The following is a 15,808-nucleotide window of genomic DNA, read 5'->3' on the forward strand; positions in this document are numbered from 1 at the left end:
AACGTTTACACAATTTGAATTCGATCACGGATCTGGATCGAGATTGGTTGCTAGACTTTTAGCCAGTTAAGAAATGGGCGTACCGATTCGATGCAATGGCGATTGGCTTTTAGCGCATCAGAGTGAGGTATGAACAGAAAGCAGCAAACGTGGAGAAGCAAAAGTGAAAGTTCTTGTCACAGGCGGTATGGGATACATCGGTAGTCACACTTGCGTTCAGATGATTGAAGCGGGAATGGAACCTATCATCGTTGATAACTTGTGTAACGCCAAACTGGAAGTGTTAAACCGTATTGAAGCGCTGACAGGCAAACAGCCTGCGTTCCACCAAGGTGACATCCGTGACGAAGCCTTTTTGGATACGGTATTCGCGCAGCACGACATCCAAGCTGTGATCCACTTTGCTGGCCTCAAAGCGGTTGGCGAATCGGTGGCAAAACCACTTGAGTACTACGACAACAACGTCAATGGCTCATTGGTGTTGGCGCGCAGCATGCGTAAAGCGGGCGTGAAAAGCATCGTATTCAGTTCATCGGCAACGGTTTACGGTGACCCTGAAATAGTGCCGATTACGGAAGATTCACCAACAGGCGCAACCACCAACCCATACGGACGCAGCAAATATATGGTGGAGCAGTGCTTAAGCGATCTGTTCCATGCTGAAAACGACTGGAGCATCACCTTACTGCGTTACTTCAACCCAGTTGGCGCGCACCCATCGGGCTGCATGGGGGAAGACCCACAAGGCATTCCCAATAACCTGATGCCATTTATCGCCCAAGTCGCTGTTGGTCGCCGAGAAAAACTCGCGGTATTTGGTAACGACTATCCAACCCCTGACGGCACTGGCGTGCGTGATTACATCCATGTGATGGATTTGGCCGACGGCCACATCGCCGCATTGAAATCGGTGGGTGAGAAATCGGGTTTGCACATTTACAACTTAGGTACAGGTAAAGGCTCGAGCGTACTTGAGATGGTGGATGCGTTCGCGGCCGCTTGCGGTAAACCAGTGCCTTACGAGCTATGCCCGCGTCGTCCTGGGGATATTGCTGAATGTTGGGCAAGCACGGAAAAAGCTGAGCGTGAACTAGGCTGGAAGGCAACACGCACTGTGGCTGAAATGACCGCCGATACGTGGAACTGGCAGTCAAACAACCCTAATGGCTATTCCCCGGAGTAATTACAGTCGCCGCGTTGCCATCTGCGCTTCTCACGGTTTTGGGAAGCTGAGTTTGAAGAATTTTAAAGAGTTGAGTAAGTAACATGTCGAATGTCGAATTTAACCCAGTGGATCATCCACACCGCCGTTACAACCCTCTGACTGGGCAATGGATTTTGGTTTCACCTCACCGTGCAAAACGCCCTTGGAGCGGCGCAGATGAAAAGCCCGCATTGGATGAGCTACCAAGCTATGACGGTAAATGTTTCCTTTGTCCAACCAACGAACGTATCTCTGGCGATGTTAATCCAGACTACCAAGGCACCTATGTGTTCAATAACGATTTTGCTGCGCTGATGGTGGATTCACCAGATGCACCGGAGTCAAACAACCCGCTATTCAAAACGCAAGGCGTGCGTGGTTTGAGCCGAGTGATTTGCTTCTCGCCAGATCACAGCAAAACCTTACCGGAACTACCAGTGGATAAAATTCGCGGCGTGATTGATACATGGAATGAGCAAATTGAAGAGCTCGGCAAAGAGTACGTTTGGGTTCAGGCGTTCGAAAACAAAGGCGAAACCATGGGCTGTTCTCAGCCTCATCCGCACGGTCAAATCTGGGCGAACAGCTTCTTACCAAATGAAATCGAGCGTAAAGAGCACAACCTAAAAGCCTACTACCAAGAACACGGCAGCAACTTGCTGGTGGATTACGTACAAGCGGAACTCAAAGACGGTTCACGTATTGTGGTGGAAACCGAACACTGGCTGGCGGTGGTGCCTTACTGGGCTGCTTGGCCGTTCGAAACCATGTTGTTGCCGAAAACGCACATTCGTCGCATGAGCGAACTCAGCGATGAGCAACGAGACGATTTAGCGCTAGCGATTAAGAAGCTGACCAGCCGTTACGACAATTTATTCCAATGCTCTTTCCCTTACTCGATGGGCTGGCACTACGCGCCGTTTTTTGACCAAGACACAGACATCGACCATTGGCAGCTTCATGCGCTTTTTTATCCGCCACTGCTGCGCAGTGCCACGGTTCGTAAGTTCATGGTGGGCTACGAAATGCTGGCAGAAAGCCAACGTGACCTTACCGCAGAGCAAGCGGCGCAGCGTCTGCGTGATGTGAGTGATGTCCACTACAAAGAATGCTAAGTCTTTAAATTGGACTGATTACGAATAACGGGATAGCGCGACTTTACAGATAGAAAGTTAGGCTCAACGCGCTATCCCACACAAATTACTATTTTAAGAGAACGTCCCTATGTCTGAACTTATCCAAAATGTGAAAGCGTCATTTGAGCAAGTATTGGGCTACGCACCTAGCCATATTATCCAAGCGCCTGGTCGTGTGAACTTGATTGGTGAGCACACCGATTACAACGATGGTTTTGTCCTACCGTGTGCCATTAACTACCAAACGGTCGTGGCGGCGGCAAAGCGTGAAGACAATATCGTGCGTGTGGTGTCGGTCGATTACGGTAACGCAATGGACGAATTCGATATCACGCAAGCCATTACCTTCCAGCAAGACAAAATGTGGGCGAACTACATTCGCGGCGTGGTGAAGTGTCTTCTGGCGCGTGGCTACCAGTTTACTGGGGCGGATATTTCAGTCAGCGGCAACGTACCTCAAGGCGCGGGTTTGAGCTCATCGGCGGCGTTGGAAGTGGTGATTGGCCAGACGTTCAAAGTGCTGTTCAATCTTGAGATCAGCCAAGCCGAAATTGCGTTAAACGGTCAGCAAGCTGAGAACGAATTCGTCGGTTGCAACTGCGGCATCATGGATCAAATGATTTCAGCGGAAGGGCGTGAAAATCATGCGATGCTATTAGATTGCCGTAGCCTTGAAACTGAAGCAGTCTCTATGCCAGAAGACATGGCAGTCGTGATCATAAACTCGAATAAAAAACGTGGTTTGGTCGACAGCGAATACAACACTCGTCGTCAGCAATGTGAAGAAGCGGCGCGTATTTTCGGTGTGAAAGCTTTGCGTGATGTGACGATTGAGCGGTTCAACGAGAAAGTCGCTGAGCTGGATGAAATGGTGGCCAAGCGTGCACGTCACGTCATCACAGAAAATGATCGTACTGTGGAAGCGGCACAAGCGCTACGAGCACACGACATGAAGCGTATGGGCGAGCTGATGGCCGAGTCTCATGCCTCGATGCGCGATGATTTCGAAATTACGGTAAAAGAAATCGATACGCTGGTGGAGATAGTCAAAGAGGTGATCGGCGATCAAGGCGGCGTGCGCATGACTGGCGGTGGCTTTGGTGGTTGCATCGTGGCACTTGTACCGCCAGCACTGGTTGATGACGTGAAAGCGGAAGTTGAAGCGAAGTACCAAGCGGCTACGGGCTTAAAAGAGTCGATTTATGTTTGCCAAGCCCAAAATGGTGCGGGTTTGGTTGAAGTGCTGTAAGGAATGATGATGAAAGCCTATTTTCAACAACTAGAACAAGCGATGGCGCAAACGCCGTCGTTTGATGGCCAAACTGCGAATCTGATTCATTTGACCAACGCGAATGGTATGACAGCGTCGTTTATGGATATCGGTGCGACATGGTTGAGTTGCACATTACCGGTAAATGGTGAAAACCGTGAAGTGTTGTTGCGCTCACCAAATATGGCTGAACACATGAAGCAAGACGCTTACTTCGGTTCCATTGTTGGCCGCTTTGCTAACCGAATTGCGAAGGGGCAGTTTGAGATAGACGGAGAGAAGTATCAACTTGGTATCAATAACGGTGAAAACTCACTGCACGGTGGCCTAGAAGGGTTTGATAAACGCCGCTGGAAGGTTGAAGAGCAAAATGATCAACAGGTCACTTTTTCACTTCGCTCACCGGACGGTGACCAAGGCTATCCGGGAAACCTCTATGTGAAGGTGACGTACACGCTCACTGACGAGAATGAACTAGCTATCGCCTATGATGCTAAGACCGACAAAACATCACCAGTGAATTTAACCAATCACGCCTACTTTAACTTGGCTGGTGAGGCGAGCCGCGCGAAAAGTTTGGATCATACTTTACAGCTCAATGCTGGGCATTACTTGCCAACGGATGCGGGGTTAATTCCTACCGGTGAACAAAAGCCAGTTTCGGGTACCAGTTTCGACTTCACCGAGCCAAAATCGATTGGCCAAGAATTTCTTGCCGAGCAAGATCAGAAAACTGCTGGTGGCTACGATCACGCCTTTGTCTTCATGCCTGAAGTGACTGATGGCGTGTCTGTCGCTGCGGTTTTAATTGCACCAAAAGAAGATGTGGTGATGAAAGTGAAAACCACCAAGCCTGCCATCCAGTTTTATTCAGGTAATTTCTTAGCCGGTACGCCCGGTGCAAGTAAAACTTACGAACGCTATGACGGCCTAGCATTGGAAACGCAGTACTTTCCAGACGGGCCAAACAAACCAGAATGGGGACTCAACAATGGGGTGTTGAGCTCTGGGGATTGCTATCAGCATCGAACTACTTATCAGTTTGAATTTTAGATAGCACTTCTACCCTTTGAACTTGCAGCGGCAGCGATGCTGCAACTCCAACGACTTTGGGTGTTATGGTGGGCTACATGCCCACCTTTTTTGTTTTTGATATGTATTTTTACTAGGAAGTTTAAATCACTTACCTCACTTTCGACACAATACTGTACGGTGGATGATCCCCGTAATTTCCTACTTATTACTCTTCGTTTTACCTTTATTGTTATCGTTTACATTTTTGTTGATTTTAGAGAGTATTAATTAAATGATACTTCTCTTAATATTTGTGATCTTTAGCTCGTTATAAGGTTTTTAGCGTAATATGTATCAATATGTGTGATTTGAGTTACATTTCATTTGAGTGGTAACGTTTACACTTTGCGGCGTAAACAAAACTACAGGATGAAACTGATGTCGAATATAGAACATGGTCTAAGCTTTATCGACATAATGGTCTTCGCCATTTATGTCGCAATTATCATTGGGGTCGGACTTTGGGTATCTCGTGATAAAAAAGGCACTCAGAAAAGTACGGAAGATTATTTCTTGGCGGGAAAATCTTTGCCTTGGTGGGCTGTCGGTGCTTCGCTAATTGCTGCAAATATTTCTGCGGAACAATTTATAGGAATGTCTGGTTCAGGCTATTCAATCGGCTTGGCTATCGCATCTTATGAATGGATGTCGGCAATAACATTGATTATTGTTGGTAAGTACTTTCTACCTATTTTCATTGAAAAAGGAATCTATACCATTCCTGAATTTGTTGAAAAACGCTTCAATAAAAAACTAAAAACAATTTTGGCCGTTTTTTGGATTTCCTTGTACATTTTTGTAAACCTAACTTCAGTACTGTATTTAGGTGGTTTGGCTCTCGAAACCATTTTGGGTATTCCGTTGATGTACTCAATTCTAGGTCTTGCGCTGTTTGCGTTGGTGTACTCAATTTACGGTGGTTTATCGGCAGTAGTATGGACCGATGTCATCCAAGTGTTCTTCTTAGTTTTGGGTGGTTTTATGACTACCTACATGGCAGTGAGTTTTATTGGTGGTACGGACGGTTGGTTCGCTGGGTTGTCTAAAATGGTCGATGCCGCTCCAGGCCACTTTGAGATGATCTTGGATCAAAGTAATCCACAATACATGAACCTTCCTGGTATTGCCGTATTAATTGGTGGTCTTTGGGTAGCAAACTTATATTACTGGGGCTTTAACCAGTACATTATTCAAAGAACACTTGCTGCAAAATCAGTATCGGAAGCTCAGAAAGGTATTGTTTTTGCAGCGTTTTTGAAACTTATCGTTCCGTTTCTCGTGGTATTGCCAGGTATTGCCGCTTACGTTATTACTTCGGACCCAAAACTAATGGCAAGTCTTGGTGATATTGCAGCAACAAACCTTCCAAGTGCTGCTCATGCGGATAAAGCATATCCTTGGTTGACTCAATTCTTGCCTGTTGGTGTTAAAGGGGTTGTTTTTGCGGCTCTTGCTGCTGCAATTGTTTCTTCACTAGCATCAATGCTTAACTCAACTGCCACTATCTTCACCATGGATATTTACAAAGAGTATATCTCCCCAGACTCCGGAGACCACAAGCTGGTGAACGTTGGGCGTACTGCGGCTGTTGCGGCATTGATTATTGCCTGCCTAATTGCCCCAATGTTAGGTGGTATTGGCCAGGCATTCCAATACATCCAAGAATATACAGGTTTAGTTAGCCCTGGCATTTTGGCTGTATTCTTACTTGGCTTATTTTGGAAGAAAACAACCAGTAAAGGGGCTATTATTGGTGTCGTAGCATCAATACCATTTGCTTTGTTCTTGAAATTTATGCCACTAGCCATGCCGTTTATGGATCAAATGCTATATACATTATTGTTTACAATTGTTGTGATCGCATTTACAAGTTTGAGCACATCAATTAATGATGATGACCCTAAAGGTATTAGTGTTACATCATCGATGTTTGTAACAGATCGAAGCTTCAATATCGCAGCTTACGGTATAATGATTGTTTTGGCAGTGTTATATACATTGTTCTGGTAAACCATTCTTTATCATACTCCGCTCTTTTATGAGCGGAGTTTTTCTAATTAAAAGAGTGTCATATGGATTCAACCTTGCTGCCAAATGTCGTTTCTTTTTTTAAAACGATAGAGCCATTTCATTTACTTCCTGACCATGTTCTTGATGCTATCGCTACGAACACGGATATTGTTTATTGGGGAAAAGGAGAGAGTATCTCCTTAGTCATGCCTGAAGAAAAAAATTTATATATTATTCGGTCTGGAGTTATCGAACAGCGATTTCCTAATGGTGAATTAAGAGCTAGATTAGGCGATAATGATGTATTTGGATTTAATTTAGAACAGGATAAATATAAAGTAAAAACCATTGAAAATTGTTTAATATATAAAATTAATTATTCGTTCTTACTACAAGAAGCTTCGAATTTTGAAAATGTTGTTAACCAGCTTGCAATTCGTGCAAGTCAACGTCTCACTTCCGGTATTAATGCACAGTATTCACAAGCAGAAAAAAGCCTGTTTTTTAAAAGGGCTAGAGATTTAGCCAATCATAATGTTGTGGTGGTGCATACAAACCAAAGTATCCAGCAAGTGGCACAAATCATGAGTAAAAAAGGTTGCACTTGTGCCTTGGTTACCAATGACACTGCATTGGTTGGAGTGGTTACCGAGACTGACATGACAAGTAGAGTGGTTGCTGAGGCGTTTAATATCTATAGACCTGTTGAGGATATTATGAACGCTCATCCTCAGAGTGTTGACCAAGATGAGCCAGTTATTTCTGCGCTCAATCTGATGATGAAACACAATATTCGTAATATCCCCGTTATTGACAAAAATAAACAGGTTTTAGGTTTGATTAGCCCTCAAGAGTTAGTTCAGAGGCACGGCATCCAGGCTGTTTTTTTGATTGAAAAAATCAGTAAGTGTAAAAGCTTAGAATCGCTTTCATTGTTAGTAAAAGAACGTCAGTCGGTGTTTGAGGCAATGATAGAATCGCATTTGCCAGCCAATGTAATAGGGCAAGTTTTAATGATGATTTATGATGCCTTTACCTGTCGATTAATTAAATTAGCAGAAAGAAACTTGGGTTTACCTCCTTGTAATTACGCTTGGCTAGCTGCAGGCTCACATGCGAGAGGAGAGGTTCACTTAGGTTCTGATCAAGATAACGCTTTAGTACTTGATGACTCAGCAACAGAAAGTGACCGAATTTACTTTCGACATTTTGCTATGTATATATGTAAAGGGTTAGCGGAATGCGGGTATCCTTTGTGTAATGGGCGTTTTATGGCGGCTACACCAAAGTGGAATCAACCATTATTTATCTGGAAGCAGCTCTACAGAAAATGGGCGAACAATCCAGAGTACAATATGTTACTAAATCTTAATGTCTTCCTTGAAGTGCGCTTTATTTCCGGGGATAGGTCACTATTTGATGAACTAAATAGTGAACGCGAGCGGTGTACCAAAAATAACCCTCATTTAATCGCAGCCTTAGTTAGAAATTTAATATCACACCGTCCACCACTAGGGATATTCAATAACTTAGTGTTAGAAAACAATGGTCACAACGAAAAATCGCTGAATATTAAAAAGTCTGCGATTGGTCTGGTGGTCGATATCGCTAGAATTTATGCTCTTCATAAAGGCGGAGGTATGTTGTCTACGGAAGAAAGATTCGATTTTGCGTATGATACAGGATTGATTAATAGCACTTCACATCAAGACTTGATAGGGACTTATCGTTATGTAACGCAATTACGTTACTCACATCAGCTGCAATGCTTACAAGGTGGAAAGCCAGTAACGAATGCTATATTTCCTGAGCATTTTGGTAGCTTTGAAAGACAACACCTCAAAGATGCTTTTCGCATAATACGCGGTTATCAAGACACGTTAAAAATGAAATTTGGCTCTTAGTATGTTTGGCTACTCATTCCAGTCAATTGAACATCTAGAACACGTGCGCAGAGAACTAGAAAAATCTAGCTTGCCAGATGTATTTAACTCTATAGGAAATACGCCTCTACCTAGCGCTTTATCGGATGCTAGAGAGTTAGACACGTTAGTCTTGGACTTTGAAACGACAGGATTTAATCCTGAAGTAGATAGAGTAATCAGTATTGGATGGGTCGAAATTCGAAACAGCAATATTCGTCTAAACAGTGCACGTCATATCTTCATTAATCATGCAATTGATATTTGTCATGAGTCAGTCAAAGTTCACCATATCAGGCCTGAAACGTTGCATGTATCGGGGATTTCAGAACAAGTTGCTTTTACTCAGTTGCTGGATGTAATTGCTGGTAAAATTCTTGTTGCACATGGCTGCATTATGGAGCAGAGGTTTTTAGAGCAATACATCAAGATGAAGTACCAGAATTTGAAGTTGCCATTAATATGGTTAGATACATTAAAAATCGAGCAATATCGCACCCAACTGAGACCTACTCGGTCTGACTGGCGGTTAAGTTCAATTCGAAAGGAACTCAACCTACCAACATATCAAGCCCACAATGCACTAAATGATGCGATAGCGACTGCCGAACTATATCTAGCACAGATTAATTGCTTGTTTGGCCTTTCATCTGCGCCATTACATGTTTTAGTTAATGCTTCGCGCTAACATTTAACGCATATATATCAACAACGCTCGACAGAATTTCTTCGTACTAAAGTTGGGCTAAAAATAATGGTTTCGTCTTCAACTTTTTCGTCACGAGATAGCGCCAAAGCCAAACGGGCGGCGCGTTCTGCCATCATCTCGATTGGATAGCGAATAGTGGTCAGGCTAGGGTGAACAAAGCGGGCGATCAAGCCATCATCGAACCCGACCATAGAAACCTTACTTGGTACGTCAATGCCATTTTGATCCAACGCTGCCAGTGCGCCAGCGGCCATGTAGTCGTTGTAGGCCACCACTCCAGTAATCTCCAAAGATTTGGTTAACAGATTGGTCATCGCAACTTCGCCACCATCACTATTGGGCTCACCGTATTCGATGTAGCTTTTGGAGAGTTCAATACCATGTTCTTTCAATGCGGCTTGGTAACCTTGCAATCGCTCATCGGTATCTTCGATGTCATGGGATGAGGCAATGCAAGCGATTTTGCGATGCCCGTGACGAATTAAATATTCTGTCGCGAGGAATGCCCCCTTGCGGTTATCAAGGGAAATACAGCGTTCGGCTAGCTCTGGGATATGACGATTGATAAGCACCATACCTTTTACTTCTTGGGCGTAGCCAATTAGCTCATCATCAGATAAGCCTTTCGAGTGGATGACTATTGCATCGCAACGGCTGTTGATCAGCAATTCTAGGGCTTGACGCTCATCATCTGGATTGTGATACCCGTTGCCAATCAAGATATGTTTGCCATTTTCGCGCGCGATATTATCGACGGATTTGACCAGCGTGCCGAAGAAAGGATCGGACACATCACTCACCAACACACCCATGGTATTTGTGCTTTGGCTCACCAGTGCACGAGCTGCGGCATTAGGTCTGTAACCCAATTTGCTCATTGCTTTGGTGACCGACTCTACCGATGATTGACTGGCTTTTGGGGACTTGTTGATCACGCGAGAAACCGTTGCGACCGAAACACCGGCTTCTTTCGCGACATCCTTGATCGTTGCCATATAGAACCTTTAGTGGCTAAAAATTTTGACTGGAAGTATTAAACACCCATTGTGTAATAAGTGCAATTTGATAGGGGATTTGCTTTCGGAAATGAGATCTTTACCACTTGTATTTATTAAGCTTACTGATAGTGTAAACGTTATCTTTTTAGTAAAACTTTACTGAGGTTTTAATTATGGAAACTATCGCTTACTCAGATTTTGCCAAACTGGAAATTCGTACCGGAAAAATCATTGAAGTGGCTCGCCATCAAAATGCAGACAAGCTGTACATTGTGCAAATTGATATTGGTGAAAAAACACTGCAAACCGTAACCAGCCTAGTACCTTATTACACCGAGGAAGAGTTGATGGGCAAACAAGTGGTCGTGTTGTGTAATCTTGCCAAAGCCAAAATGCGCGGTGAAACCTCAGAATGTATGTTGTTGTGCGCAGAAACGGATGATGAATCCGAAAGTGTGTTGCTAACTCCAGAAAGAGCGATGCCGACTGGGGTGAGAATTGTTTAATCAGTTCACTGGTCGCTCTATTGTAAAAACAGCTCTTAGTTTAGAGCTGTTTTTACAGATGGGATTGAGCTACGAATTTTGGGCAATCAGATTATCAATCAACTCGTAATGATGCTTTTGCACGCCTGCAAGGTTGCCATATTTAGGTTGGTGGCGGTCATTTTCTTTTGCGTGTTGCCAGCCAATGGTGTGACGCACAAAATGCTCTGCAAACGCATGAGATACTTCTAAGCAACCTGCTAGCACGGTATCGACATAGCTTTGCATGATTGGGCTTTTGACGCACGGTGGTAATGGCTCGTCTTTTACGTAAACCCAGATGCTATGTTCTTGGTTAAAGTTCGCGTCCGTTTCTATTTGATCTGGCTGAATTTGAATACGATGATAACCACGCTCACGGCGATCGAATTCTGCGAGAGCCTCTTCATTCACTTCGAGTAAAACGCCGTTGACCTGCCCATCGCCTTGGTTTACAACCAGAGGAGACAGAGTATAGCTGTCATCAATCTTTCCCCAGTAGCGCACCAGTCCATGAGCAATGACGGGAATGGCTTCTCCCGTTTGTCCGGTTAACTTACGTGACGCAGAATTAATCAAACTGCCATAGCCAAATATGTACATTGTCTTTGCATCCCTTAACTGATGGTTGTGTCTCTCACCGTTTATACCTAACCCGCCTCTGAAGCACAACTTTACCTCTTAAGTATAATCTTAACTATTAACATGTATTTTTTATACATGTTTATGGTAGCATCAATATTGTAGTTGAGTTAACCAGCATCGAGAGACGCTTGAGGGCAAGATAATGCTGAATATCACCGATAAAAAAGTGGAAGAAAAAATCCCTGCATGGCTGCGACTAGGCTTTCGGCCGTTTTTTCTGTTTGGGTCGATTTACGCCATTGTTGCGATCGCGTTGTGGGTGTGGATATTCCAGAGCGGACAGCCAAACGCATTAGCTGTACCGGCATTATGGTGGCACGTTCATGAAATGTTGTTCGGCTTTTCGATGGCGATTGTGGTTGGTTTTGTACTGACTGCGGTACAAAACTGGACTGGCATTAATGGCACCAAGCATTACACGCTTTTGGTCTTATTTGGCTTATGGCTCGCGCCCCGAATATTGCTTTGGACGTCAGCGCCGTTATGGTTAACCAGCAGCATTGAAGCGGTATTTTTGTTGTTTGTTGCCTATGAGGTAGGCATTCGTGTTTATCGAGCCAAAGGTTGGCGTAATCTGTTTTTTGTACCGCTGTTTCTTTTGGCCATTTTTGCGAACTTTGCAAGCTACGCAACAATAAAAGGCATGCCGCCGTTTAGCTCTTCTGCTGTATGGCAGGCGATGTTGTGGTGGTTTACGCTGTTATTGTCGGTCATGGGCGGACGTGTGATTCCATTCTTTACTGCGCGTCGATTTAATTTCGAAAAAGCGCAACCACTGGCTTGGTTAGAATGGTTCGCGAACTTGCCGTTGGTAATGCTATTTGTGCTGAGCTTTTTCCCTGTGACGTTTGCAGAATTAGGCAATCCGTTGATGCTGTTTGCAGGAGTTGCTCAGTTGGTGCGTTTTGTTCGCTGGAAACCTTGGTTAACCCTGAGCGAGCCTTTAGTGTGGTCGCTGCATGCTGCGTATTTGTGTTTGCCACTAAGCTTAATTTTGCGAGGCACTTGGGGAGATGCATTTGCCAGCCATAACCTCATTCACCTGTTTGCGATAGGTGCATTAGGCGGCTTGATTTTAGCGATGATTGCACGCGTGACGATGGGACATACTGGTCGCATGATCTACAAAGGTCCGAACATGAGCCTCGCGTTTGCGGCGATTACCGCGGCAGCTTTGGTTCGCAGTTTTGCCGTGATATTTGATCCTGCCAATATGATGCTGTGGATTAATATCAGTGGCGGATTGTGGATTGTCGCATTTGGCCTGTTTGTTTGGCGCTTTGGCGTGATGCTTATTACCCCTCGCGTTGATGGTCATCCCGGATAGGGCGCTAATGTGAGTAGAGAAAGAGGAACCGCGCGCTCCTCTTTTGATTTTTGTTCTTTATAGGATTAGCGCTTATTCGTCTTCGTCGTCCGTTTTATTCGTGAACCCCAAGCGTTTGAATAGCCACCACTCTAGAGCAAAGATGACAATTAAAGCGATACAGAACCAGGTGAACGCCATGGCGGATTCCACGCCTGGCATACCGCCAATGTTGATGCCAAGCAAACCTGTTAGGAAGCTGGTTGGCAAGAAAATAGTCGCCACCAAGGTAAATAGATAACTGTTTTTATTAGTTTTCTCGTCACGATGATGTTTGATTTCTTCTTGAAAGAGTGCGACTTCTCCAAGATAAAACTCAAGTGTTTCATTTATGCGCGTAATATTATTGTGGGCGAAGCGATATTGATGGGGCCTTAAAGCCACCAACTCGGACTCTGATTCAACGAGATCACGAATAGCATATTGCTGAGGGCGAATAAAACGTTTGATGGAAATAAGCGCTTTTTGAGTCGCCATATGCTTGTACGTCGATTCATCATTCACATCAAACTGGTTTAACGTCTCTTCAATCGTATCAAGGTAAACGTCTATTTTGCTATTTAATCCTTCAATAATCTGATGAAGTAAACCAGCAAGGCTTTTCGGACCTTTGTGTTCCGCCAAGGCTTGACGAATTTCCATGATGGCACGCGATGGGATCTTACGTGTTGAAATCAGTGCGCCTTGAAAATAGAGAATTCGAATACTGAGCATGTCTTCTGGTGAAGCATCGCCATTCATATTGACGCCTCGTAAAATCAACATGAAGTTCTCGTCATCCAAAGGGTGGAAAGACGGTCGGCTTTCGTCGGCTAACAGGTGATCAACAGTGGCACGTGGTACTTGGTTTTGCTCTAGCCAGCCACGAATATCGGGATGCAGCCGTTCACAATGGTACCAATGTTTGGCTTGAATCTGCTCCGCCGTTGTGGATTGCTGAGTTGCTTCTGGGGTTGAAAAATCCCAATGTTCAATCATAAAACCCATTTTCTTTTCCTTGTCTGAGCCTTTCCCCAAATAACTCGGAAAGAGCCTGTTCTTCCACTGCATTTTTTCCGGGAAGTGCATCAGTGATAACGTTCTGAACCCAGCGCCATGAAGTTATTCAGGGATAATTATTCAAATGAGTATGATTGCATTTAACGCTAAATGTCTATGAATAGTTGCTCTTATTTGTAATCAAGTGAAGCAAGCCAAAGTGTGGTGTAAAAACAGCAAAATAAAAAAGCCTGCAGCTAGGCAGGCTTTCTAGTGGGGTGGAGAGGAGCAGTTAGCCAACTTGAGAAAGATTAACCACTTTCTGTTGTAGCTTTTCTTTTAAATAGTCCGATAAAGCCTGCTTTTCTTCATCGTTCATGTACAGACCAAGTTTGGTACGACGCCACAAAATGTCTTCATCGGTCATTGCCATTTCATGGTTCATTAAGTAGTCGATCTCACGTTGGTAAACACCGCCGGCTTGCGATGAGAACGCGTGTCCAAGGTCAGCTTCGCTTGCTGTGCCTTCCATTAAGTTCCACGTTTGGGTACCAAATTGTGTTACGTAACGAAGAATCAATGCTTCTGGCGCCCAAGCGTATTTAGCATGAATTTGTTTAGCTAATTGTTCACGACTACAGCTGAAGTTACCACCAGGTAGGGTTTGATTTGCCGTCCAGTCGCTTCCCATCTCTGGTAGGAAAGGAGCCAGCTTTTTCATTGCCGCTTCACCCAGCTTACGGTAGGTCGTCAGCTTACCACCAAAGACAGAAAGCAGAGGTGCATGGTCGTATTCCGCATCGAGTTCTAGCGTGTAGTCTCGTGTGATCGCTTGCGGAGAGTCAGATTCATCGTCACATAAAGGACGAACACCGCTGTATGTCCAAACCACATCTTCGTGAGTCAGCTGGTGGACAAAGTGTTGGTTTACGATATCGATGAGGTAATCGACTTCGTCATCTGAGATCGCCACTTCGCGTGGGTCACCTTTGTATTCCACATCTGTTGTACCAATGATTGAGAACTTATCTAAGTAAGGAATCATAAATACGATGCGGTTGTCTTTGTTTTGAAGAATGTAGGCTTGCGGTTCGTTGTGGATACGAGGAACAACGATGTGCGAGCCTTTGATTAAGCGAATGTTACGAGGAGAGGCTTGCTCTAATCCATCATCAAAGAACTGTTTTACCCAAGGGCCAGCTGCGTTTACTAGTGCTTTTGCTTTGCGTTCGAAACGTTGGTCTGTCATCACGTCATGAATTGTGACATGCCAGATACCACCTTCACGGTGTGCTTTTTCTACGCGGCAGTAGTTACGTACTTCTGCATGGTTTTCACGAGCAGCCAGAACGTTAAGTAATACTAAACGCGCGTCATCAACCCAACAGTCAGAGTATTCGAAACCGGTTTTCATTTCTGGTTTTAGCAAGCCCGATTTCGCTAAGTTGACGGTTTTGCTGCCTGGCAGAGTCGTACGTTTACCCAAGTTATCGTAAAGGAACAGACCACAGCGAATCATCCAAGCTGGGCGTAGGAATGGGCGATGAGGCAAACGGAAACGCATTGGTAGGGCAACGTGAGGCGCTTTGCGAAGAATAACTTCACGTTCTGCGAGCGCTTCCGAAACCAAACGAAACTCGTAGTGTTCAAGGTAGCGTAAACCGCCGTGGATCAGTTTAGAACTTGCCGAAGAAGTAGCGGACGCGAAGTCACTTGCTTCGTATAAGCCAACACTCAAACCGCGGCCAGCTGCGTCTGCCGCAATACCAGCCCCGTTAATGCCGCCACCAATTACGATCAAGTCTAAGGTAGTGGATGAGCTAGTAGTGGAAGCATTTTTTTGTATACTCATAAATTTGACCTCTTGGTGAGCGAACGAGCATTTTGGAACATGATCTAATCCTAGCTTAGGTTTCGTTTGTGATCATCTATTATTTTCGTTTGTGAGCGTTTTGTGTGATTTAGGCACAAA

At 44.7% G+C, this 15,808-nt stretch carries 13 protein-coding genes; 9 read left to right on the plus strand and 4 right to left on the minus strand.

All coding sequences use genetic code 11. The features are described from left to right. Positions 1 to 163 precede the first annotated feature (163 nt). From galE to MSG33_RS13270, 7 genes are all read left to right on the plus strand, one after another. The gene (galE, locus tag MSG33_RS13240) at positions 164 to 1,183 is read left to right on the plus strand and encodes a UDP-glucose 4-epimerase GalE (protein WP_248381261.1); all 1,020 of its coding nucleotides are present in this window, start codon (positions 164 to 166) and stop codon (positions 1,181 to 1,183) included. An 83-nt stretch (positions 1,184 to 1,266) separates the two neighbouring features. After that, complete coding sequence (locus MSG33_RS13245; protein WP_140146706.1) at positions 1,267 to 2,319, plus strand: UDP-glucose--hexose-1-phosphate uridylyltransferase; 1,053 nt, start codon at positions 1,267 to 1,269, stop codon at positions 2,317 to 2,319. Positions 2,320 to 2,428: 109 nt separating this feature from the next. Continuing rightward, positions 2,429 to 3,589 (plus strand): galactokinase, encoded by a 1,161-nt coding sequence (gene galK, locus MSG33_RS13250; RefSeq protein WP_248381262.1) that lies wholly within the window; start codon positions 2,429 to 2,431, stop codon positions 3,587 to 3,589. A gap of 9 nt (positions 3,590 to 3,598) precedes the next feature. After that, a complete protein-coding gene (gene galM, locus MSG33_RS13255; protein ID WP_248381263.1) occupies positions 3,599 to 4,663 on the plus strand; it encodes a galactose-1-epimerase in 1,065 nt (354 codons plus the stop codon). A 399-nt stretch (positions 4,664 to 5,062) separates the two neighbouring features. Further along, entirely contained in the window at positions 5,063 to 6,694 is a 1,632-nt protein-coding gene (locus MSG33_RS13260; protein ID WP_182032784.1) for a sodium/sugar symporter, read from the plus strand. A 62-nt stretch (positions 6,695 to 6,756) separates the two neighbouring features. Further along, on the plus strand, positions 6,757 to 8,598 hold the full coding sequence (locus MSG33_RS13265) for a DUF294 nucleotidyltransferase-like domain-containing protein (protein ID WP_248381264.1): 1,842 nt from the start codon (positions 6,757 to 6,759) through the stop codon (positions 8,596 to 8,598). After that, positions 8,588 to 9,304 carry a 3'-5' exonuclease gene (locus MSG33_RS13270; RefSeq protein WP_246833664.1) on the plus strand — a complete coding sequence of 239 codons (717 nt, stop codon included), beginning with the start codon at positions 8,588 to 8,590 and terminating at the stop codon, positions 9,302 to 9,304. The genes MSG33_RS13265 and MSG33_RS13270 overlap by 11 nt, the downstream gene beginning before the upstream one ends. 17 nt (positions 9,305 to 9,321) lie before the next feature. On the opposite strand, the gene MSG33_RS13275 is transcribed toward MSG33_RS13270, so the two are convergent. Next, on the minus strand, positions 9,322 to 10,320 hold the full coding sequence (locus MSG33_RS13275; RefSeq protein WP_150919329.1) for a substrate-binding domain-containing protein: 999 nt from the start codon (positions 10,318 to 10,320) through the stop codon (positions 9,322 to 9,324). Positions 10,321 to 10,496: 176 nt separating this feature from the next. On the opposite strand from MSG33_RS13275, the gene MSG33_RS13280 reads away from it, so the two are divergent. Then, complete coding sequence (locus tag MSG33_RS13280; protein WP_005494151.1) at positions 10,497 to 10,829, plus strand: tRNA-binding protein; 333 nt, start codon at positions 10,497 to 10,499, stop codon at positions 10,827 to 10,829. 69 nt (positions 10,830 to 10,898) lie between these two features. Here the strand turns inward: MSG33_RS13280 and MSG33_RS13285 are convergent, their stop codons facing one another. Next, positions 10,899 to 11,450 (minus strand): gamma-glutamylcyclotransferase family protein, encoded by a 552-nt coding sequence (locus MSG33_RS13285; protein WP_145532632.1) that lies wholly within the window; start codon positions 11,448 to 11,450, stop codon positions 10,899 to 10,901. 184 nt (positions 11,451 to 11,634) lie between these two features. Here MSG33_RS13285 and MSG33_RS13290 point away from each other — a divergent pair, with 184 nt between their 5' ends. Continuing rightward, a complete protein-coding gene (locus MSG33_RS13290; protein ID WP_176320105.1) occupies positions 11,635 to 12,819 on the plus strand; it encodes an NnrS family protein in 1,185 nt (394 codons plus the stop codon). A gap of 72 nt (positions 12,820 to 12,891) precedes the next feature. Here MSG33_RS13290 and MSG33_RS13295 read toward each other — a convergent pair whose 3' ends face one another. Beyond that, positions 12,892 to 13,845, minus strand: a complete 954-nt coding sequence (locus tag MSG33_RS13295) for a CorA family divalent cation transporter (protein ID WP_012841472.1) — start codon at positions 13,843 to 13,845, stop codon at positions 12,892 to 12,894. 283 nt (positions 13,846 to 14,128) lie between these two features. Further along, positions 14,129 to 15,688 (minus strand): glycerol-3-phosphate dehydrogenase, encoded by a 1,560-nt coding sequence (glpD, locus tag MSG33_RS13300; protein WP_248381265.1) that lies wholly within the window; start codon positions 15,686 to 15,688, stop codon positions 14,129 to 14,131. Positions 15,689 to 15,808: the final 120 nt, after the last annotated feature.

The organism is Vibrio sp. 1CM7H (genome assembly GCF_023161645.1).
GTDB lineage: Bacteria > Pseudomonadota > Gammaproteobacteria > Enterobacterales > Vibrionaceae > Vibrio > Vibrio diabolicus.